The sequence below is a fragment of the Alcaligenes sp. 13f genome (assembly GCF_020496585.1).
GTDB classification, from domain to species: domain Bacteria; phylum Pseudomonadota; class Gammaproteobacteria; order Burkholderiales; family Burkholderiaceae_B; genus Alcaligenes; species Alcaligenes phenolicus.
Genome location: NZ_JAHKKC010000016.1, coordinates 1 through 19,844 on the forward strand (window position 1 = coordinate 1; position 19,844 = coordinate 19,844).

Here is a 19,844-nt window from a genome sequence, read left to right on the forward strand (position 1 = left end):
TTCACGCGCCTGCGAGCTTGCCCCCGGCCCGCAAACGGCCTGATGGTGTGATCTGAGGCCTGATCGACCGAAAACCGTAGAATCGTGAGCGACACCTCATCGCCTGGGCGGGAGAACAAAAAAATAAACCCCAGGGCGCAAAACCAGGGGTTTATCAGCAGTCTGACGGCCCTGCCAGAGCAGAGCCGTTTTTTGACGTCAATCCGCCAGACTTAGAACGCGCGCTTGTCGATCACACGTTTGGCTTTGCCCGTCACGGTACGCTCGACCATGCCGGAGGACTGCACACGAATTCGTGCGCTGACACCGATAAAGGTCTTGATGGAGTGGCTCAGACGACGGGCCATTTGCTCACGCTCGGCGTCGTTCAGGTGATTGAACTCGGGACGCACTTCAACCAGAATTTCCAGTTCGTCCATATTGCCGTTACGGCTCAATACCAACTGATACTGGGCGGCCAGCTCGGGCATCTTCAGAACCAGTTCTTCGACCTGGGTCGGGAACAGGTTCACGCCACGCACAATGACCATATCGTCGCTGCGGCCCGTAATCTTGCCAATACGGCGCATGCTGCGCGAAGTGGGCGGCAACAGTTGTGTCAGGTCGCGAGTGCGGTAGCGAATGACGGGCATGGCTTCCTTGCTCAGCGAGGTAAAGACCAGTTCACCACTTTCACCCTCGGCCACAGGCTCGCCGGTTTCAGGGTTGATGATTTCGGGGTAGAAATGGTCTTCCCATACCACTGGGCCGTCCTTGCTTTCCACACACTCCATGGCCACGCCCGGGCCCATCACTTCGGACAGACCGTAGATGTCCACGGCGTCGATGCCAGCGCGCTGCTCAATATCCAGACGCATCTGGCCGGTCCAGGGCTCGGCACCAAAAATACCGATACGCAAGGAGGTATCGCGGGGGTCCATCCCCTGACGCTCGATCTCTTCGACGATATTGCAGAAGTACGAAGGGGTAACCAGAATCACGTCGGGACGGAAATCCTGAATCAGCTGAACTTGTTTTTCAGTCTGGCCACCGGACATGGGAACCACAGTACAACCCAGGCGCTCGGCACCGTAGTGCGCACCCAGACCGCCAGTGAACAGGCCGTAGCCGTAAGCCACGTGGGCAATATCACCGGGGCGGGCACCGGCCGCCCACATGGAACGGGCAAACAGATCGGCCCAGGTGGAGATGTCATTGGCGGTATAGCCCACCACGGTTGGCTTGCCCGTGGTGCCACTGGAAGCATGCACGCGTGCTACCTGTTCACGGGGAACCGCAAACATCTTGAAGGGGTAGTTGTCGCGCAGGTCCTGCTTGGTCGTGAAAGGGAACTTGGAAATGTCCGACAACTGCTTCAAGTCGTCGGGGTGCACGCCCGCTTCGTCAAATTTCTGCCGATAGTGCGGCACATTCTCGTAAGCATGCTTTAGCGTCCATTTCAGACGCTCCAGTTGCAAGTTGCGGATTTCGTCAACACTTGCATGCTCGATGGCATCGCGGCCAACCTGTTCTTTAATTGCTGTCATGGTGTACTCCTGCCCTGCCGCTGGTGTGGTACTTCCGACCCCCCCGGGTCTACAGGGTATGTATCGTCAAAAAATTATTTTTTTTCAATCCCGCCCAGTACCGTGCCATTCAGCCGGTACGAGCGCCCACGGAACAAGGCAACGCGCTTGTTGTTCTGGTTGACCACCTCGATGTCATACACCCCGGTGCGACCGGCCAGGGAGGCCTCGACCGCACGAGCGGTCAGGACGTCCCCTTCAAAGGCAGGAGCCAGGTAATCGATAGTGCAGCCGGACGCAACAGTCGGTGCATTGCGAGAATTGCAGGCAAACGCAAAGGTGCTGTCAGCCAACGCAAAAATGAAACCACCGTGACAGGTCTTGTGCCCGTTGAGCATGTCGGCGCGCACCGTCATGCTCATGTCGGCCTTGCCCGGTGCCACGCTATCCAGGCTCAGGCCCAAAGCCTGAGATGCCTGGTCATTGCCATACATATGGTCACTGACCTGCTCGGCCAGTGCTTGTGGGTCTTCAACAGCCATTGCGTTGCTTTGCATTACTTTCCTTTAAATTGGGGGGCACGCTTGCCCAGGAATGCATTAACACCCTCGCGGTAATCCTCGGATGCACCCAGTTCACGCATCAAGTCGCGCTCCAGATCCAACTGTTGATCAAGCGAATGGGCATCACTGGCATAAATCGCTTTCTTGGCGTAAGCCAGACCTTTGGTCGGTGCCTGCGCAAAATGGGCAGCCAGTTCGTTCAGGCGAGCCTGGAAAGCGTCATCGTCCACGCATTCCCAGATCAGGCCCCACTGCGCTGCCTGCTCGGCCGAGAGCTTGTCACCCAGCAAAGACAGGCCCATCGCGCGTGCCGTGCCCACCAGACGAGGCAGGAAGAAGGTACCGCCAGTGTCAGGCAGCAAGCCCAGGCGGCAGAATGGCTGGATAAAGCTGGCCGAACGAGTGGCGATCACGATGTCGCCGGCCAGAGCCAGGTTCGCGCCAGCACCGGCGGCCACACCATTGACACCCACCACCACAGGGGCCGCCAGCGCACGCAGACGGCGCACCAGCGGTGCGTAGAATTTTTCAATGGTGGCACCCAGATCCACGGGGGCATCGCCCGCGCTCATCTGACGCTCGGACAGGTCCTGGCCGGCGCAAAAGCCACGGCCATTACCGGTCAGAATCAGCACACGCAGATCCGCGCACTGTTCCACTTTATCCAGAGCCTGAGCCAGCTCGCCGTGCATATCGGCCGTGAAGCTGTTGAGCTTGTCGGGACGATTCAAGGTAATGCGTGCTACGCCATTTTCCAGCTGAAATTGAATACTTTGGTCAGTCACCTGGCCACCCTCCTTTAGAAATGCCAGCGAGTCTGAACGACACGGAAGCGGTTAGCAACATAGGCCGAATCCGACAGGGATGCGTTGGCAGCCGGGTTGGCGCCAGTGCCGTGGAAGTCGCTATAGGCTGCGGTCTGGTTGATGAACACAGCGCCGGTCAGGTTCAGGGACAGGGATACGCCGGAACGCTCGGCCATGCGCTGAATCTTGGCGGTCACGGCATCATCGGTGCTGTAAGCCGACAAGGTCAGTGCGCCGTGCTCGATCACGTTGCGACCTGCCACTTCAATGCTTTGCTCGGTCGAATCGGTTTGCACCACAAAAACGATGGGGCCAAACCATTCTTGTTGAATCTCGGGCTGATCCACACTTGCCTGCAAGACCAGCGGTGTACGTACGCGGGCACCGGGAAATGCGGGGTGTTCCAGCGTCTGGCTGTCAGCCAGGATAGGCATGCCCAGTTGGCGAGCCTGATCAATGCGTTGTGCGCAGGCTTCATTTTGTACAGCACCCGTAATTTCAACGGCACGGGCCGGATCGGACACCAGCTTTTGCACTGCCTGGGCCAGACCTTGAGCCACTTCGTCAAAGCTCATCACGCCATCGGCAGTACGGATACCGTCACGAGGCACGTAAATGTTTTGAGGGGCGGTACACATCTGGCCGGAGTACAGCGCAAAGGAGAACGCCAGGTTGCGGGCAACCGCCTTGAAATCCTCAACCGAATCAATAATGACCTGGTTCACACCGGCTTTTTCGGTGTAGACCAAGGCATGGCGAGCATTTTCTTCCAACCAGTTACCGTTCTGGCTGCTGCCGGTAAAGTCGATCAGCTTGACGGCCTTGTTCAGTGCCAGTTGCTGGGCGGTGTCTTCCGATGGCTCGTGAGCGGCCAGCAAGACCACATTAGGATTGAAGCCGGCTTCGGCCAGCACTTCGCGGGCGACAGCAACGGTAATGGCCAAAGGCAGAATCGCGCCAGGGTGCGGCTTCACAATTACGGTGTTACCGGTTGCCAGCGAGGCAAACAGACCGGGGTAACCGTTCCAGGTCGGGAAGGTGGAGCAACCAATCACCAGACCAATGCCACGGGGCACGACTTTGAACTGTTTCTTCATCTGGATGGGATCGTGCTTGCCCTGGGGCTTGATCCAGTCAACCAGACCGGGGATACGGGACATTTCCTGCCAGGCATAGGCCACGGCTTCCAGCGCACGTTCCTGAGCGTGAGGGCCACCGGCCTGGAAGGCCATCATGAAGCCCTGACCCGTGGTGTGCTGCACAGCATGAGCGATCTCGAAGCTGCGCTGATTCAAGCGATGCAGGATTTCCAGGCAAATGCCAACCCAGGCTTGCGGGCCAGCATCGCGCCAGCTGTCCAACGCCAGTTGCGACTGAGCCAGCAATTGGTCCACCGGCACTTTGGGGTAGCTAATGCCCAGATCAAAACCAAAAGGCGATTGCTCGTTGCCGACTTCACCTTGTGCGCCTTCCAGCGTCAAGGGAAAGGCTTTGCCACGGTAGGCTTCAAAAGCAGCCTGACCATCCTGAGCCGCGGTTTCACCGTAGGCGCGCGGGCTGGGATTTTCAGGATAAGCGCTCCAGAAGTTGCGCTCCAGAATACTGCTCAAAGCCTGATCCAGTGTTGCCTGATGCGTCTTGAAAAAATCTGCTGCCATACAATGTGCTCCTGAAACTAGTAGGACGCCAAGCTGGGAAGCTGGCGTCCAGATTCTTGAAAAACCGCTATGTTGCTGCGGTCTTAGGTTTCCTGATCGAAGTCAATCACCACCCGGTCGGTAACCGGAAAGCTTTGGCAACTGAGCACGAAACCGCGGGCGACTTCGTAATCTTCCAATGCAAAGTTGGCGTCCATGTCCACTTCGCCCTCTACCACTTTGCAACGGCAGGTAGAACAAACCCCACCTTTACAGGAGTAAGGCAACTCCAGCCCTTGCTCCAGTGCCGCGTCCAGAATGCTGCTGTTGCTTTTGCTGATAGTCAGGTTGCGGGTAATGCCGTCCTGAATCACGGTCAGCTCGCACTCTTCCTTGCCCGGAGCCTTGCGCGACTCTTCGCCCGTACGCAGTGCACGTGGGCCTTTGGGAGCGCCGAACAGCTCGAACTTGATCTGGGATTTTTCCAGGCCGTTTTCCTGCAAGGCCGCAACCACCTGCTCGCTCATGTCCTGGGGGCCACACACAAAGGCCACGTCCACACTGGCTGGATCAAACCATTGCTGCATCAGCTGACGCACTTTTTCGCCATCCAGACGGCCGTTGAACAGGTCGATATCCTGCGTTTCCCGGCTCATGATATACACGATGGAGAAACGTTCCATATAGGTGTTTTTCAGGTCCTCGATCTCTTCGCGGAACATGATGGCCGAGGAAGCACGGTTACCGAAAAACAGCGTGAAAGTGGACTTGGGCTCGGTATCCAGCGCGGTTTTTACCAGCGACAGAATCGGTGTAATGCCGCTACCGACCGCAAAGGCGGCGTAACGGTGAGCCTGGCTGGGATCAAAGTCCACGGTGAAGTTGCCATCAGGCGGCATCACTTCCAGAGTGGCGCCCGCTTCCAGATGGCTATTGGCCCAGGTGGAGAAAGCGCCATCATTCACACGCTTGATCGCCACGCGCAGCAACCGATCGTGCGGAGCCGCACAGATCGAGTAGGAGCGGCGCAATTCCTGGCCATCCAGGTGAGTGCGCAAGGTCAGGTACTGACCGGGACGAAACTGAAACACATCCTGCAAATCCTCGGGCACGGTAAAGGCCACCACCACGGCGTCGCGGGTGCTGCGGGAGACCGAGGCCACAGGAAGAGAATAAAACTGACTCATAGGACTAATGCGCCTTAAAGTAATCGAATGGTTCACCGCAGCTGATGCAGCGATACAGCGCTTTACAGGGTGTGGAGCCAAACTGGCTGATCACCCGTGTATGCGTGGAGCTGCATTGAGGACAGGCCACCACGGGCGCCTCGGGCTGACGCAGCAAACCAGAAATATCAACCGCACTTTGGGCCGGAGGAGCGATACCGTAGTCGCGCAAGGCCAGCTTGCCCTGCTCGCTCATCCAATCGGTCGTCCAGGCCGGTGACAACTTGGTATCCACCCGAACCTGCTCGATACCGGCCTGTTGCAAGGCCTGTTCAATCGAGTGGCTCATTTCGTACATCGCCGGACAACCGGAGTAGGTCGGTGTGATGGTGACCACACACACGTCCTGCTCCCAACTCACGTCACGCACAATGCCCAGGTCCAGCAAGGAGATCACGGGGATCTCCGGATCTGGAACCGTGGCCAGCACTTGCATGACCTGCTCGGTGCTCCAGGTCTGTGTCATGGCGATCACCAAGTGGCGTCAGGATACATACGTGGCAGGTGCTGCATTTCTGCCAACAGAAACCCTAACGCTTCCGTGTGACGGCCTTGCGGACCACCACGGTAGGCCTTGTGCTGAGCATCCTGCTCGGCCGGGCAACGCAAGGTGGCGCGCTCCAGCGCATTCTGGATGTACTCCAGGCAAGGCTGCCACAGGCTGGCCATCAAAGGCACAGCCTGACGCTGAGCCAGTTCCTCAGTGACCTCGTCATCCAGGAACAGCTCACCCAGGTAGAACCAGGCATCATCAATGGCTTTTTGCATGCGCTTGTGGCTTTCCGGGGTGCCATCACCCAGGCGCACGATCAAGTCGGTCGAGCGGCGCAGGTGATACAGCACTTCTTTATGTGCCTTCTGGGCAATCTCGCGAATCTGCTCGTCGCTGGATTCGATCAACTGCTCCAGCAGGAAGCAATGCCAGGCATCAAACAGGAACTGACGTGCCAGCGTGTCGCCGTAGTGACCATTCTCACGCTCCACCAACAAGTAGTTGGTGTACTCGTGGACGTCTCGGTGATAGGCCAGACGATCTTCGTCCCGGCCCTGACCTTCGGTCTCACCTGCCAGTGTCAGCCACATACGGGCCTGACCCAGCAAGTCCAGTGCCGTATTGGCACAGGCCAGTTCTTCTTCCAGAGCCGGGCCGTGGCCAGTCCACTCACCCAGGCGCTGAGCCAGCACCAGGGTGGAATCGCCCATGCGCAGGGCGTAGGAAAACAAAGCTTTGTCCATACCAGTTCCTACATATTGATGCCGTCAGGCATGGGGAAAAACGTAGGGTGACGGTAGACCTTGGTGTTGGATGGCTCGAACAGCGGGCCTTTGTCACCAGGGCTGGAAGCAGCGATATCAGCTGCACGTACGACCCAGATGCTCACGCCTTCGTTACGGCGGGTGTAAACATCACGGGCATTGTTGATGGCCATTTCGGCGTCCGGAGCATGCAGGCTGCCTACGTGCTTGTGGGCCAAGCCATGCTGGCTGCGAATGAAAACTTCCCACAGGGGCCAATCGTTCTTGCTCATAACTGAAAATTCCTTGCTGTGCAGCGGCGCTGTCAAAGCGCCTGCTGCGAATCGGATCGAATCAGAAACCGTGCTGGTTTCCTAGCCTTCTTGATCAGGCCACCTTGCGGACGGCTTCCTGCTTTTGGGCATGTGCATCCAGTGCATCACGGAACCAGGCGCCGTTCTCGTGGGCCTGGACTCGGGCTTCGAGTCGCTCACGATTACAGGGACCATTACCCTTGATCACCGCCCAGAATTCTTCCCAGTCGATCTCGCCAAAGTCATAGTGACCGCGCTCTTCGTTCCAGCGCAGATCAGGGTCAGGAATGGTCAGACCCAGGTACTCGGCCTGAGGCACGGTCTGGTCCACCATCTTCTGGCGCAGTTCGTCGTTGGAGAACAGCTTGATCTTCCACTGCATGGACTGGGCGCTGTTGGTGGAGTCCGCATCCGAAGGACCGAACATCATCAGGGCAGGCCACCACCAGCGGTTGATGGAATCCTGAACCATGGCCTTTTGCTCCGGCGTACCGTGCAGGCACATCTGAATCAGCAAGTCGTAACCCTGGCGCTGGTGGAAGGACTCTTCCTTGCACACGCGCACCATGGCACGGGCATAAGGACCGTAGGAGCAGCGGCACAGCGGAATCTGGTTGATGATGGCCGAGCCATCGACCAGCCAGCCGATCATGCCGATATCAGCCCAGTTCAATGTTGGGTAGTTAAAAATACTGGAGTACTTGGCTTTGCCCGACAGCAGATCGTCGACCAGCTTGTCACGGCTTACGCCCAGCGTTTCGGCCGCGCTGTACAGGTACAGACCGTGACCGGCCTCGTCCTGCACCTTGGCCATCAAGATGGCTTTGCGCTTGAGCGAAGGGGCGCGGGTAATCCAGTTACCTTCGGGCAGCATCCCGACAACCTCGGAGTGTGCGTGCTGAGAAATCTGGCGAACCAAGGTTTTGCGATAGGCTTCGGGCATCCAGTCCCTGGCTTCGATGCGGACACCCTCATCGATGCGCTCTTGGAACCGACGCTCTTCGTCGGACATCTGCTCGATATCCTGGACCTGCTTGACGCCTGTCTCTACAAGTTGTGCATACATGACCATCCCCGGTAAGAGTGCAGAAAGCGCCCAAACAAATTTGTTTCGACGCAAACCATATACACTTCATTATTTAATACGAAAAATGTGATGTCAATCGTAAAACCGTATCATATGGCCTTGAAGCAGATACTTTAAGGGTAAATACTTAGACGTAAAAAAACCGAGGTGCGACAAATCGCTATCCTCGGTTTTGATCCTGCCAATGTGTCCCCGCCTACAGCTGCAGCACGCTCACGAACCTTGCTGGGACCCGCATCCCTTCCGCCCTGCCTGCCCTTCCCGTTTACAGACGGATGAAGTGCTCGCGGTAGTGTTTCAGCTCGTCAATGGACTCGTAAATATCGGCCAAGGCCTCGTGGCGGCTTTGCTTGACGAAACTTTTAACCACTTCAGGCTTCCAACGCAAAGCCAGTTCTTTCAGAGTGCTGACATCCAGATTGCGATAGTGGAAGAAAGCCTCCAGACGAGGCATGTAGCGGTACATGAAACGACGGTCCTGGCTGATGGTGTTGCCACACAGGGGCGACTTGCCAGCCGGTACGTGCTCTTTCAGGAATTCCAGCAACTGATCCTCGGCTTGCGCTTCGGTCAGGGTAGAGGCTTTGACCTTGTCGATCAGGCCGCTACGGCCATGCGTACCCTTGTTCCAGGCGTCCATCCCATCGAGCAATGCATTGCTTTGATGAACCACCAGAACCGGGCCTTCCGCCACCAGAGTCAAGTCTGCTTCTGTTACCACGACCGCAACTTCGATGATGCGCTCTTTGTCCGGATCCAGTCCTGTCATCTCCATATCGAGCCAGACCAGACGCTGTGTATGAACCGCCATATAATCATTCCTCAAAACGCCCATTTTACATATAGCCGCCTACATGCTGACTTTGTTGTTCATTATCTTTCTGCTTGCAGACGTTTTGCTGCGCTTTTATTTAGGCCTGCGGCAGATCCGGCACGTTTATCGTCATCAGAACGAGGTGCCGGCCGAGTTTTCCGAACGCATTGGCCTGCATAGCCATCAACGTGCGGCACGCTACACCATCGCACGCACCCGGCTGGGTTTAAGCGAGCGTCTGGTAGAGGCCCTGGTCTTGCTGGGCTTTACGCTGCTGGGCGGTCTGCAATGGCTGGATGTCACGCTGGGCTACTGGATCAGTCATGAACTGCTGCGTCAGCTAACCCTGATTGGCGCTGTCCTGGCGATTATGGGTGTCGTGGGCCTGCCTTTTGCCTGGTATCGCAAGTTTGTACTGGAAGCGCGCTTTGGTTTTAACCGCATGAAGCCTGCCCTGTTCTTTGCCGATACCGCCAAAACTCTGATCATCGTCCTGATTCTGGGTACACCCTTGTGTGCCGCCCTGCTCAGTCTGATGGATTGGGCAGGCCCTTCATGGCCCTGGTACGGCTGGGGTCTGTGGCTGGTTTTCAATCTGCTGGTGCTGTGGCTGTACCCGCGCGTTATCGCCCCCATTTTCAATACCTTCAAACCACTGGAAGATGCCAGCCTGCGTGAACGCATCAATGCCCTGGCGCAGCGTTGCGGCTTTCAAACCAATGGCTTGTATGTGATGGATGGCTCGCGCCGCTCCGCCCATGGCAATGCGTACTTCACCGGCCTGGGTCGCCAAAAGCGCATCGTGTTTTTTGATACCTTGCTGAACAAGCTGCAGCCCGAAGAAGTGGAAGCCGTGCTGGCGCATGAGCTGGGCCACTTCAAGCATCGCCATATCCAACGCCGTCTGCTGATCAGCGTATTCACATCCCTGATCTTTTTTCTGCTGGCCGGCTGGGCCTGGGGCAAGGTGGGCTTTTATACCGGGCTGGGCGTGATTCCCCAGTTAGGTCGCCCCAACGACGCCCTGGCCCTGATCCTGTTCTTTATGGTGGTGCCTACCTTCACCTTCTGGATGGGCCCCTTGAGCGCCCTGCTCTCGCGCCGGGACGAATATCAGGCCGACAGCTTTGCCGCCCTGCACAGCCAGGCCCAGGACTTGATCAGCGCCTTGCTCAAGCTCTATAACGACAATGCCGCAACCTTGACGCCCGACCCTATGCACTCTGCCTTTTACGATAGCCACCCCAACGCGATTGATCGCATTCGACACCTGAAAAGCCTGGCATGACATCTAAATACATTAGCGGTCTGGTGACCGCCGCCCACGGTCGTCACTACTTTGTCGAACTGCCTGATGGCGAAACGATCAAGTGCTTCCCTCGTGGAAAAAAAGCCGGGATTGCAGTGGGCGATCAAGTCGATGTGTTGATGCAAGCCAAAGGGGAAGGCTCTATTGAGGCGGTGCAGGAACGGCGCAATCTGCTGTATCGCTCTGACGACTTCCGCACCAAGCAGTTTGCCGCCAATATTGATCAGCTTCTGATTGTGGTGGCACCGGAACCCGTGTACTCCGAAGACCTGCTGGGGCGTGCCCTGGTCGCGGCCTGGAGTGTGGATATTGAGCCGGTGATTATTCTGAACAAGGCCGATCTAAGCACCCACCTGGAACGGGCACGCACCAAGCTGGCCCCTATCGCCGCCCTGGGCGTCCCTATTCTGGAAATGGTGGCGCTGGAGCCAGAACAGACACGGGAAGCCCTGGCTCCCTGGCTGGCGAACAAGCGCACATTGCTGCTGGGGCAAAGTGGCATGGGTAAATCCACCCTGCTCAATGCCCTGGTCCCCGATGCCGGCGCGCTGACCCAGGAATACTCGCAAGCCTTGGGGGCGGGCCGACACACAACCACCAGCACCCGCCTGTATCACCTGCCCAATAGCGGCGACCTGATCGACAGCCCCGGCTTTCAAGCCTTTGGCCTGTCGCATATGACACAGGAAGATATTGCGCACGGCTTCCCCGATTTCCGAAAAGCGGTGGAGTCCTGCCGCTTTTATAACTGCACCCACAGGCATGAACCGGGCTGTGGCGTGCTGGCGGCCATCGAAGCAGGCAGCATTCACCCTGAACGGCACGCGCTATACCAGCGTTTGCTGGCCGAGCACGAAAACAAGCCACGCTATTAAGGGAACAAGGGGCAAAGCAAAACGCCCCTTTTTTGTGAAGGTGGGATACGCTGCAAAGCGCCCGCCTGTCAGGCCTGATTACAGGCCTTTGGCGTGAGTATCCCCACCGGCAGACAACTGCACCCAGGCAGCCGACAAGTGGTGGTAAAGATTACGGATCAAGACCGCCGTAGCACCCCAGATAAAGTACGGCCCCCAAGGGATGGAGAAGTAGTAACGCCCTGCCCCGTCCGGCAAATCGGCGTGATGCAATTGATGACGCTGCGGGTCCAGCAGGACCGACAAGGGCACTTCAAAGACCTCGGCCACTTCAGAGCTATCGGGCAACACCTGAAAACCCTCTTGCAGCTCGCCAATAATGGGGCGCATCGCAAACTGGGTACTGGTTACAAAAATAGGATGCTGACCCAGATAACGCACAAAGCGCGGCTCGATGCCGATCTCTTCCTGGGTTTCACGCAAGGCGGCTTCGACCGGCCCCAGATCCGAGGCTTCAATACGACCACCGGGAAAACTGATCTGCCCCGCATGATTGTGCAGGTGCATGGCCCGACGCGTAAAAATGACGGTGGGCCCTTCGGGGCGCTGCATCACGCCAATACAGACGGCGGAGCGCACATTCATGGAACCGGGCAAAAACTCTGGATAAAAGGAGCTGCGAAACAAAGGCTCGACCTGCCACTGTATGGGCTGGGCAAAAGCGCTACGCAGAAAATCCAGTTGCTGGGCCTGAGCAGGCAATTCAGGCAAAGAATCTAATGCAACCAGAGGCTGGCTGCGAGGGTCGAATCCAGGAACGATAACGGGCCTGATACGAGGCTTATCCATAAGAACTGGTATGTGATCCCACATAAAAACAAAGGCACCCGCCTGGGTGCCTTTGCATCGCTGTTCGCTTGGGAATTAGTTACCCGAACGACGAACGAGTTTTTCTTTGATGCGAGCGGCTTTACCCGAGCGATCGCGCAGATAGTACAGTTTAGCACGACGCACAGCGCCACGACGCTTGACTTCGATGCTGGCGATCTGAGGGGAATACAGCTGGAATGTACGCTCAACAGCTTCGCCCGAAGAAATCTTGCGAACGATGAAAGAAGAGTTCAGACCACGATTGCGACGGCCGATAACCACGCCTTCGTAAGCCTGGACACGCTTACGCGTACCTTCAACCACGTTTACGTTCACAACAACAGTGTCACCAGGACCGAACTCGGGAGGCAGCTTGCCACCGGTCAGGCGCTGGATTTCTTCTTGCTCAAGAATAGCGATCAAATCCACGATTGACTCCAAAACCATCGTATCAGCCACACACATTATAAAAATCGCGCTGACAGAGGATGAAAAAATGATTAGCCCATGATTCTATCAGCAAAAAGCCTGAATTACCAAGCTTTTTGACTGATCGCAGCGTCGTTTCCCGGCGTTTAACTACGCTAAAATACGACACTTTGGGCACGGTGCCCCCGTATTAAACGCAGCAAAGGCGGAAATTTACTCGCTTCGCCCTCCCCTTGGCAAAAAGGGGCCGACCTTATCAAAGGACACAGTCTATGCATGCTGAATACAAAGTCCCTGGCGGCAAGCTGGTCGTGATCGATCTGGATGTCAAAGACCATATGATCGAACAAGCACGATTGAGCGGCGACTTTTTTCTGGAACCCCCCGAAGCACTGAGCCTGATCAACCAGGCCCTGCAGGGTCTGTCCGTCAACAGCAGTGCCGAAGAAATTGCGGCTCACGTTAGCCGCGCCCTGCCCAAGGACATTGAAATGTTCGGTCTGGACCCGCAAGCCATTGGCGTGGTCGTGCGGAGGGCCTTGGCATGATGAGCTGGAACGAGTTGCCTTGGGAACTGGTCCATATGGAGCCGCAACCCGCTGCCCTGCATATGGCCCTGGATGAAATCATCACCCAGGAAGTCAGTGAAGGCACCCGCGCCCCCACCCTGCGCATCTGGGAGTGGCAGGAAGCGGCGGTGGTGATTGGGCGTTTCCAGTCCTTGCGCAATGAAATTGAAGCCGAGGCAGCTGCCCGTCACGGTATACGCGTCGTGCGCCGTATCAGTGGCGGTGGTGCCATGTTCATCGAGCCAGGCAACACCATAACGTATTCGCTCAGCGTACCCAAGCAGTTTGTAGCCGGCATGACGTTTCAGGAGTCCTACGAGTTTCTGGATTCCTGGGTGATCGAAGCCCTGCGCGAAATTGGTATTGATGCCTGGTACCAACCGCTGAACGACATTACCAGCGCCGGTGGAAAAATTGGCGGTGCCGCACAAGCACGCCGTGGCAATGCTGTCTTGCACCATGTGACCATGGCCTACGACATTGATGCTGACAAGATGCTGGAAGTCTTGCGCATTGGCAAAGAAAAGCTCTCGGATAAAGGCACCACCAGCGCCAAGAAACGCGTGGACCCTATCCGCAGTCAAACCGGCATGAGCCGCGAGGCTGTGATTGAAGCCATGCTGGACGTGTTCCGCAAAAAGACGGCACTTCAACCCCGCACACTGGAAACACCCACACTGGAGCAGGCCGAAAAACTGGCACGCGACCGTTTCCTGTCAAACGACTGGACACAACTGGTGCCCTGATCGCCCCTTGGAACAGCACAAGGGCGTGGCCTTAAAACCCGCCCATGCTGCCCAACCACAACAAGCCAGGAATACTGGCACCCCACACGGCAACCAAACATACATCCATGACCTTGGCCCTGAAAGACAGAGGCTTGGTAAATGGACTGGACGAGGCCGCGGAACGGACAGGGCCACGGAAACGTGGAGTGGCTTGAGGACGGTAATGACGGCTCGGACTGGACATGGCTAACTCCGTTTACTGTTTTCTTATACAGTACTGTACTTAAAACCAGCATTGAGTGCAATTAGTACCTGCGCTGATGTTGCGCCTTGTCCACTGATGCGCTGAGCCCAAGCGAGAGCCGTCTACCTGGAAAGGCTGTACCCACAAAAAAGCCCTCGTGCCATAAGCAGGAGGGCTTTCTGACTGAGCCTAAAGGCCAAGTGGCGATTACTTGTTAGGCTGAGGCGTCACACGCAGGTAAGGACGGATCTCGGTGTAGCCTTTGGGGAATTTCTGCTTCAGAACTTCCGGATCTTTCAGGCTGGGAACGATGATCACGTCGTCGCCGTCTTCCCAGTTCACTGGCGTGGCCACGCTGTGGCTGTCGGTCAGTTGCAGGGAATCGATCACGCGCAGGATTTCGTTGAAGTTGCGGCCCGTGCTGGCTGGGTAAGTGATGATCAGACGCACTTTCTTGGCCGGGTCGATGATGAACACCGAACGCACTGTCACGGTGGTGCTGGCGTTGGGGTGGATCATATCGTACAGATCCGACACCTTGCGGTCAGCATCAGCCAGGATAGGGAAGTTAACGGTGGTTTTTTGAGTTTCGTTGATGTCATCAATCCACTTGCCGTGGGAATCAACGTCGTCAACGGAAACGGCAATCACTTTCACGCCGCGCTTGGCGAACTCATCCGCCAGCTTGGCGGTGTAACCCAGTTCGGTGGTGCACACAGGCGTAAAGTCGGCTGGGTGGGAGAACAGAACGCCCCAGCTATTACCCAAGAACTCGTGAAACTTGATGGTGCCAGCGGAGGATTTTTGTTCAAAATCAGGGGCCAGGTCACCCAGACGAAGTGTAGCCATTACGTTCCTCTTTTCGAAATGCAGCCGCGATCAGGAGATCACCGACTTAAATAATCAGGACTAGTCAGATGATTTTGTCAGTATAAAGAGTACGTTTCAAATAATTAAACGTTATATCAATATACCCAAAAAAGGCCCGGCAGCCAAAGAAGCTGCGCGGGCCTTCATGCCTTGGGGCTGATCGAGTTACAGCAGCTCAGTCGACAGGTAAGGAGTCAACTCCACACCATCCGCTACGGACTGTGCCAAGGCACCGGCACGTGGCAGCAAGTGGCTGGCAAAGAACACGCTGGTCGAGAGCTTGCGGCGCAGGAATGGATCCTGACTGCCTTCGCTCAATGCTTTCTCCGCAGCCAAAGCGGCACGGGCCATTTGCCAGCCAGTCAGCACATAGCCGGACAGCATCAAGAATGGCACGCTGCCCAGGAACACGGCAGGCAGGTCTTTCTGAGCGTTCATCAGAGTGAACATGGCAGCGCGTTCCACGCTCTTCACACCGGCTTCCAGACGATCGGCAATCAAGGTCAAGGCAGCTTTGTGATCACCGCCTTGAGCCGCACGTTCACGCAGCTTGGCAACAGTTGCGCCCAACTCGGGAGCCAGACCCTGGATCACAGCGCCGGCATCACGCAGAACCTTGCGACCGATGAAGTCATTGGCCTGAATCGCGGTTGTCCCTTCGTAGATAGGCAGAATGCGCGAGTCGCGGTAATGCTGGGCCGCACCAGTTTCCTCGATAAAGCCCATACCACCGTGCACCTGCACGCCCAGGGAAGTCACTTCCAGGGACATTTCAGTGCTGAAACCCTTGACCACAGGCACCAGGAACTCGTACAGGGCCTGGTAGCGCTTGCGGGCATTTTCGTCAGCACTGTGACGCGCCTTGTCGTTCACACCGGCAGCAAAGTAAGCCAAGGCACGGGAGCCTTCCGTCAGAGCACGCATTTGCACCAGCATGCGCTGCACGTCGGGGTGATGGGCAATCGACACGGCCTTGCCGCCAGTCAGAGGCGCACCCTGCACACGCTCGTTGGCGTATTCAAGAGCCTGCTGGAATGCACGTTCGGCCACGGCGATACCTTGCACGCCCACCGCGTAACGGGCCGCGTTCATCATGATGAACATGTACTTCAGGCCTTCGTTTTCCTTGCCGACCAGGTAGCCGACGGCACCCTCGCCCACATCACCCTTGCCCGAGCCGTACAGCAGCACAGCGGTTGGGCTACCGTGGATGCCCAGCTTGTGCTCCAGCGAAGCACACCAGACGTCGTTACGGGCACCCAGGGAGCCATCGTCGTTCACCATGAACTTGGGCACGATGAAAAGCGAGATCCCTTTCACACCGGCAGGTGCATCAGGCGTACGGGCCAGCACCAGATGGACGATGTTCTCGGCCATATCGTGCTCACCGTAGGTGATGAAAATCTTTTGACCGCTGATGCGGTAGCTGCCGTCATCCTGAGGAACAGCACGGCTGGCAACCTGGGCCAGATCCGAACCGGCCTGAGGCTCGGTCAAGTTCATGGTGCCGGTCCAGCGGCCTTCCAGCAAAGGAGGCAGGAAACGTTGTTTCTGTTCTTCCGAGCCAACCATGGACACGGCTTCGATCACGCCGTCGGTCAGCAAAGGACACAGGGAAAAAGCCAGGTTGGCAGCATTGATGTTTTCACATGCCACGGCGCCGATCAGCTTGGGCAAGCCTTGGCCACCCAGTTCGGCTTCGTGCTGCAAACCCTGCCAGCCAGCTTTTGCAAATTCTTCAAAGGCTTTCTTGAAGCCGGGTGTGGTGGTGACCACACCATCATTCCACTTGGCGCCATTCTGATCACCGGCGCGGTTCAAAGGTGCTACTTCCTGCTCAACGAAGCGGGCGTTCTCATCAATAATGGCATCGATCAACTCGGCCGAGAAATCCTCAAAGCCAGGCAATTCCAGCACACCAGGTAGATCAGCCAGCTCTGTAAGTGCAAAGCGGATGTCTTGGGTGGGTACACGATACGTCATGAACACTCCTACACAGAAACAAAAAGGACCGAAGCCACAATCAGGCCCCTAGGATATACGCACTGAAAAAAAGCCTGCTGGAGAAGTCCCCAGCAGGCCGATGGGCGCTTAGAGCGCTTTTTCTAACTCAGGCACAGCTTCAAACAGATCCGCGACCAAACCGTAGTCGGCCACGCCAAAAATAGGCGCTTCGGGATCTTTGTTGATCGCCACGATAACCTTGGAGTCTTTCATGCCAGCCAAGTGCTGGATGGCACCGGAAATACCCACGGCCACGTACAGCTGAGGAGCCACGATCTTGCCTGTCTGACCCACCTGCCAGTCGTTCGGAGCATAGCCGGCGTCCACTGCAGCGCGCGAAGCACCCAGTGCGGCACCCAGCTTGTCAGCCAGACCGTCCAGCAATTTGAAGTTTTCGGCGCTGCCCATACCGCGACCACCGGACACGACCACACCGGCACCCGCCAGCTCAGGACGGTCGCTCTTGGCCACTTCACGGCTGACGAACGTAGAACGGCCCGAATCAGCCACGGCGCTCAGCTCTTCAACAGCGGCGCTACCACCTTCAGCGGCCACAGCGTCAAAAGCGGTGGTACGCACGGTGATCACTTTAACGGCATCGCTGGACTGAACGGTCGCCACAGCATTACCGGCATAAATAGGACGGGTGAAGGTATCCGCCGACTCCACGGACAAAATGTCCGACACTTGGGCAACATCCAGCTTGGCCGCAACGCGAGGGGCAATGTTCTTGCCCGAAGCGGTTGCCGGGAACAGGATGTGGCTGTAATTGGAGGCGATGGCCAGCACTTGGGCAGCCACGTTCTCGGCCAGTCCTTCAGCCAATGCAGGACCATCGGCCAACAGGACTTTGCTGACACCCTGAGCCTTGGCAGCCGCCTGGGCCACGCCAGCAGCCTGGTTACCTGCGACCAGAACATGCACATCACCGCCGATCTTCTGAGCGGCAGCCAGGGCGTTGAGCGTTGCAGCCTTCAGCTGCTGATTGTCGTGCTCGGCAATAACAAGGATAGCCATTTAAATCACCTTCGCTTCGTTCTTCAGTTTCTCGACCAGTGTGGCAACATCGGGCACCATAATGCCGGCAGCACGAGCTGGAGGCTCAGTCACTTTCAGAGTTTTGATACGAGGAGCCACATCAATGCCCAGCTCTTCGGGAGTCAGGGTTTCCAAAGGCTTTTTCTTGGCCTTCATGATGTTGGGCAGTGTCACGTAACGAGGCTCGTTCAGGCGCAGGTCGGTGGTGATCACAGCGGGCAGGCTCAGTTTCAGTGTTTCCAGACCGCCGTCCACTTCGCGAGTGACCGACACGCTGTCGCCCGAAACTTCAACTTTGCTGGCAAAAGTGGCTTGTGGCCAGTCCAGCAAGGCAGCCAGCATCTGACCAGTCTGGTTAGCGTCGTCGTCGATCGCCTGTTTGCCCAGGATCACGAGCTGAGGCTGCTCTTTGTCCACCACGGCCTTGATCAGCTTGGCCACGGCCAAGGGCTGCAATTCAGCGTCGGTTTGCACCAGGGTGGCCCGATCCGCACCAATGGCCAAGGCCGTGCGCAGCGTTTCCTGGCTTTGTGCAACGCCGCAAGAAAGAGCGATCACTTCAGTGGCTGCACCGCTTTCTTTGAGGCGAGTGGCCTCTTCGACAGCGATTTCGTCAAAGGGGTTCATGGACATTTTCACATTGGCAATGTCCACCCCGGTTTGGTCAGATTTCACGCGCACCTTGACGTTATAGTCAACTACGCGTTTCACGGGTACTAACACCTTCATGTAATGTTCTCCAGTGCAGTCTTAAATAAAAATTATTCTGTTGAAATAAGGCTTTAGAAGAATTCCAAAGCCCGAAGCCACTCGCCTAAAGCCCGGCGAAGGCCTTGATGTGAGCCACCACGCTGCGCCCCAGGGACGAGGGATCGTACCCCCCTTCCAGCATACTGACCAGACGTTGTCCGGCACTAGGCGCACTGGCCTGGACCACCATAGCGGTCAATTCCGCATAATCGGCCTCAACCAAGCTGAGCTGTCCCATTTCATCTTCACGGTGGGCATCAAAGCCGGCCGAGAAGAAGACAATTTCAGGGGCAAACGCCTCTATGCGGGGCAAACAAACCTGTTTGAACAGATCGATAATCTGAGCAGACTTGGTGTAGGCCTCAACCGGTATATTTACCATGTTTTGCGCCGCCGGGTCCTGAAAGGAATCAGGAAAAAACGGGGACTGAAAGAAACTGCACATCAGAACCCGCTCGTCGCCGGCAAAAATCTGCTCGGTTCCATTGCCGTGATGCACATCAAAATCCACGATCAGCACACGCTTGAGGCCATATTTTTCCATCGCATAGGCCACGGCCACAGCGATATTGTTAAAAAAACAAAACCCCATCGCCCGCGCCCGCTCGGCATGATGACCGGGAGGTCGTACCGCACAAAATGCGCCCGTCGCCCCTTCGTTCATGACGCCATCGACCGCATCCAGGCCCGCTCCGGCAGCGGCGTAGGCTGCTTCCAGAGTGTGCGGATTCATCAAGGTGTCCGGATCGATATTGAAATACCCCTGCTGCGGCAATTGCTCTTTGAGCTTTTGCACATAAGCGGCATCGTGTACCCGCAAGATATCCTCATCCGTCGCCAGCCTTGCCTGTCGCTGAGCCAGATAGGATGCCAGACCGCTTGATAGCAGTTGATCGTTTATGGCATCCAGTCGCTGCGGACTTTCCGGATGCCATCGGCCCATCTCATGCAAATGGCATGATGGATGGATAAAATATAGTGTCTCCATGAG

At 56.8% G+C, this 19,844-nt stretch carries 22 protein-coding genes; 4 read left to right on the forward strand and 18 right to left on the reverse strand.

The window, feature by feature from the left end:
* Positions 1 to 212: 212 nt before the first annotated feature.
* From paaK to orn, 10 genes are all read right to left on the reverse strand, one after another.
* A complete protein-coding gene (paaK, locus tag KOE80_RS13970; protein ID WP_009455971.1) occupies positions 213 to 1,526 on the reverse strand; it encodes a phenylacetate--CoA ligase PaaK in 1,314 nt (437 codons plus the stop codon).
* A gap of 74 nt (positions 1,527 to 1,600) precedes the next feature.
* Positions 1,601 to 2,062, reverse strand: coding sequence for a hydroxyphenylacetyl-CoA thioesterase PaaI (gene paaI, locus KOE80_RS13975; protein ID WP_009455979.1), 462 nt, complete (start codon positions 2,060 to 2,062; stop codon positions 1,601 to 1,603).
* Positions 2,062 to 2,853 carry a 2-(1,2-epoxy-1,2-dihydrophenyl)acetyl-CoA isomerase PaaG gene (paaG, locus tag KOE80_RS13980; protein WP_009455980.1) on the reverse strand — a complete coding sequence of 264 codons (792 nt, stop codon included), beginning with the start codon at positions 2,851 to 2,853 and terminating at the stop codon, positions 2,062 to 2,064. Before paaG ends, paaI begins: the two co-directional genes overlap by 1 nt.
* Before the next feature lie 14 nt (positions 2,854 to 2,867).
* Complete coding sequence (gene paaN / locus KOE80_RS13985; protein WP_115633854.1) at positions 2,868 to 4,532, reverse strand: phenylacetic acid degradation protein PaaN; 1,665 nt, start codon at positions 4,530 to 4,532, stop codon at positions 2,868 to 2,870.
* An 83-nt stretch (positions 4,533 to 4,615) separates the two neighbouring features.
* Positions 4,616 to 5,698: a 1,2-phenylacetyl-CoA epoxidase subunit PaaE gene (gene paaE / locus KOE80_RS13990; protein WP_009455981.1), complete on the reverse strand. Its 1,083-nt coding sequence runs from the start codon at positions 5,696 to 5,698 to the stop codon at positions 4,616 to 4,618.
* Between the two features lie 4 nt (positions 5,699 to 5,702).
* Positions 5,703 to 6,203 (reverse strand): 1,2-phenylacetyl-CoA epoxidase subunit PaaD, encoded by a 501-nt coding sequence (paaD, locus tag KOE80_RS13995; RefSeq protein ID WP_060185316.1) that lies wholly within the window; start codon positions 6,201 to 6,203, stop codon positions 5,703 to 5,705.
* Positions 6,204 to 6,208: 5 nt separating this feature from the next.
* Complete coding sequence (gene paaC, locus KOE80_RS14000) at positions 6,209 to 6,973, reverse strand: 1,2-phenylacetyl-CoA epoxidase subunit PaaC (protein ID WP_035272706.1); 765 nt, start codon at positions 6,971 to 6,973, stop codon at positions 6,209 to 6,211.
* A gap of 8 nt (positions 6,974 to 6,981) precedes the next feature.
* Positions 6,982 to 7,266: a 1,2-phenylacetyl-CoA epoxidase subunit PaaB gene (paaB, locus tag KOE80_RS14005; RefSeq protein ID WP_003799192.1), complete on the reverse strand. Its 285-nt coding sequence runs from the start codon at positions 7,264 to 7,266 to the stop codon at positions 6,982 to 6,984.
* Between the two features lie 94 nt (positions 7,267 to 7,360).
* Entirely contained in the window at positions 7,361 to 8,353 is a 993-nt protein-coding gene (gene paaA, locus KOE80_RS14010; RefSeq protein WP_009455984.1) for a 1,2-phenylacetyl-CoA epoxidase subunit PaaA, read from the reverse strand.
* Positions 8,354 to 8,639: 286 nt separating this feature from the next.
* The gene (gene orn / locus KOE80_RS14015; RefSeq protein ID WP_009455985.1) at positions 8,640 to 9,185 is read right to left on the reverse strand and encodes an oligoribonuclease; all 546 of its coding nucleotides are present in this window, start codon (positions 9,183 to 9,185) and stop codon (positions 8,640 to 8,642) included.
* Between the two features lie 43 nt (positions 9,186 to 9,228).
* Between orn and KOE80_RS14020 the strand changes: the two genes are divergently transcribed.
* Positions 9,229 to 10,476, forward strand: coding sequence for a M48 family metallopeptidase (locus tag KOE80_RS14020; RefSeq protein WP_226349384.1), 1,248 nt, complete (start codon positions 9,229 to 9,231; stop codon positions 10,474 to 10,476).
* Positions 10,473 to 11,372 (forward strand): ribosome small subunit-dependent GTPase A, encoded by a 900-nt coding sequence (gene rsgA, locus KOE80_RS14025; RefSeq protein ID WP_115633857.1) that lies wholly within the window; start codon positions 10,473 to 10,475, stop codon positions 11,370 to 11,372. Before KOE80_RS14020 ends, rsgA begins: the two co-directional genes overlap by 4 nt.
* A 78-nt stretch (positions 11,373 to 11,450) precedes the next feature.
* On the opposite strand, the gene KOE80_RS14030 is transcribed toward rsgA, so the two are convergent.
* Both KOE80_RS14030 and rplS read right to left on the reverse strand, forming a co-directional pair.
* Complete coding sequence (locus KOE80_RS14030; protein WP_052159464.1) at positions 11,451 to 12,122, reverse strand: NUDIX hydrolase; 672 nt, start codon at positions 12,120 to 12,122, stop codon at positions 11,451 to 11,453.
* 153 nt (positions 12,123 to 12,275) lie between these two features.
* Positions 12,276 to 12,650, reverse strand: a complete 375-nt coding sequence (gene rplS, locus KOE80_RS14035) for a 50S ribosomal protein L19 (RefSeq protein ID WP_003799181.1) — start codon at positions 12,648 to 12,650, stop codon at positions 12,276 to 12,278.
* Positions 12,651 to 12,922: 272 nt separating this feature from the next.
* Between rplS and KOE80_RS14040 the strand changes: the two genes are divergently transcribed.
* Both KOE80_RS14040 and KOE80_RS14045 read left to right on the forward strand, forming a co-directional pair.
* Positions 12,923 to 13,198 (forward strand): lipoate protein ligase C-terminal domain-containing protein, encoded by a 276-nt coding sequence (locus tag KOE80_RS14040; RefSeq protein WP_035272700.1) that lies wholly within the window; start codon positions 12,923 to 12,925, stop codon positions 13,196 to 13,198.
* Positions 13,195 to 13,965: a biotin/lipoate A/B protein ligase family protein gene (locus KOE80_RS14045; protein WP_035272697.1), complete on the forward strand. Its 771-nt coding sequence runs from the start codon at positions 13,195 to 13,197 to the stop codon at positions 13,963 to 13,965. The genes KOE80_RS14040 and KOE80_RS14045 overlap by 4 nt, the downstream gene beginning before the upstream one ends.
* A 31-nt stretch (positions 13,966 to 13,996) precedes the next feature.
* Here KOE80_RS14045 and KOE80_RS14050 read toward each other — a convergent pair whose 3' ends face one another.
* From KOE80_RS14050 to KOE80_RS14075, 6 genes are all read right to left on the reverse strand, one after another.
* Positions 13,997 to 14,191 (reverse strand): hypothetical protein, encoded by a 195-nt coding sequence (locus tag KOE80_RS14050; RefSeq protein ID WP_226349385.1) that lies wholly within the window; start codon positions 14,189 to 14,191, stop codon positions 13,997 to 13,999.
* A gap of 207 nt (positions 14,192 to 14,398) precedes the next feature.
* Positions 14,399 to 15,040, reverse strand: a complete 642-nt coding sequence (locus KOE80_RS14055; RefSeq protein ID WP_009455994.1) for a peroxiredoxin — start codon at positions 15,038 to 15,040, stop codon at positions 14,399 to 14,401.
* Positions 15,041 to 15,226: 186 nt separating this feature from the next.
* On the reverse strand, positions 15,227 to 17,044 hold the full coding sequence (locus KOE80_RS14060) for an acyl-CoA dehydrogenase (protein WP_060185276.1): 1,818 nt from the start codon (positions 17,042 to 17,044) through the stop codon (positions 15,227 to 15,229).
* A gap of 108 nt (positions 17,045 to 17,152) precedes the next feature.
* Positions 17,153 to 18,082 carry an electron transfer flavoprotein subunit alpha/FixB family protein gene (locus KOE80_RS14065; RefSeq protein ID WP_026482963.1) on the reverse strand — a complete coding sequence of 310 codons (930 nt, stop codon included), beginning with the start codon at positions 18,080 to 18,082 and terminating at the stop codon, positions 17,153 to 17,155.
* Positions 18,083 to 18,832 (reverse strand): electron transfer flavoprotein subunit beta/FixA family protein, encoded by a 750-nt coding sequence (locus KOE80_RS14070; protein ID WP_009456000.1) that lies wholly within the window; start codon positions 18,830 to 18,832, stop codon positions 18,083 to 18,085. It abuts the gene before it with no gap.
* Between the two features lie 85 nt (positions 18,833 to 18,917).
* Positions 18,918 to 19,841, reverse strand: coding sequence for a histone deacetylase family protein (locus KOE80_RS14075; protein ID WP_026482964.1), 924 nt, complete (start codon positions 19,839 to 19,841; stop codon positions 18,918 to 18,920).
* Positions 19,842 to 19,844 lie beyond the last annotated feature (3 nt).

Bases quoted from the DNA above. Each gene is read 5' to 3' on its own strand.
- paaK (WP_009455971.1), bottom strand. From the start codon at position 1,526: ATGACAGCAATTAAAGAACAGGTTGGCCGCGATGCCATCGAGCATGCA.
- paaI (WP_009455979.1), bottom strand. From the start codon at position 2,062: ATGCAAAGCAACGCAATGGCTGTTGAAGACCCACAAGCACTGGCCGAG.
- paaN (WP_115633854.1), bottom strand. From the start codon at position 4,532: ATGGCAGCAGATTTTTTCAAGACGCATCAGGCAACACTGGATCAGGCT.
- paaE (WP_009455981.1), bottom strand. From the start codon at position 5,698: ATGAGTCAGTTTTATTCTCTTCCTGTGGCCTCGGTCTCCCGCAGCACC.
- paaD (WP_060185316.1), bottom strand. From the start codon at position 6,203: ATGACACAGACCTGGAGCACCGAGCAGGTCATGCAAGTGCTGGCCACG.
- paaC (WP_035272706.1), bottom strand. From the start codon at position 6,973: ATGGACAAAGCTTTGTTTTCCTACGCCCTGCGCATGGGCGATTCCACC.
- paaB (WP_003799192.1), bottom strand. From the start codon at position 7,266: ATGAGCAAGAACGATTGGCCCCTGTGGGAAGTTTTCATTCGCAGCCAG.
- paaA (WP_009455984.1), bottom strand. From the start codon at position 8,353: ATGTATGCACAACTTGTAGAGACAGGCGTCAAGCAGGTCCAGGATATC.
- orn (WP_009455985.1), bottom strand. From the start codon at position 9,185: ATGGCGGTTCATACACAGCGTCTGGTCTGGCTCGATATGGAGATGACA.
- KOE80_RS14020 (WP_226349384.1), top strand. From the start codon at position 9,229: ATGCTGACTTTGTTGTTCATTATCTTTCTGCTTGCAGACGTTTTGCTG.
- rsgA (WP_115633857.1), top strand. From the start codon at position 10,473: ATGACATCTAAATACATTAGCGGTCTGGTGACCGCCGCCCACGGTCGT.
- KOE80_RS14040 (WP_035272700.1), top strand. From the start codon at position 12,923: ATGCATGCTGAATACAAAGTCCCTGGCGGCAAGCTGGTCGTGATCGAT.
- KOE80_RS14045 (WP_035272697.1), top strand. From the start codon at position 13,195: ATGATGAGCTGGAACGAGTTGCCTTGGGAACTGGTCCATATGGAGCCG.
- KOE80_RS14050 (WP_226349385.1), bottom strand. From the start codon at position 14,191: ATGTCCAGTCCGAGCCGTCATTACCGTCCTCAAGCCACTCCACGTTTC.
- KOE80_RS14055 (WP_009455994.1), bottom strand. From the start codon at position 15,040: ATGGCTACACTTCGTCTGGGTGACCTGGCCCCTGATTTTGAACAAAAA.
- KOE80_RS14060 (WP_060185276.1), bottom strand. From the start codon at position 17,044: ATGACGTATCGTGTACCCACCCAAGACATCCGCTTTGCACTTACAGAG.
- KOE80_RS14065 (WP_026482963.1), bottom strand. From the start codon at position 18,082: ATGGCTATCCTTGTTATTGCCGAGCACGACAATCAGCAGCTGAAGGCT.
- KOE80_RS14070 (WP_009456000.1), bottom strand. From the start codon at position 18,832: ATGAAGGTGTTAGTACCCGTGAAACGCGTAGTTGACTATAACGTCAAG.
- KOE80_RS14075 (WP_026482964.1), bottom strand. From the start codon at position 19,841: ATGGAGACACTATATTTTATCCATCCATCATGCCATTTGCATGAGATG.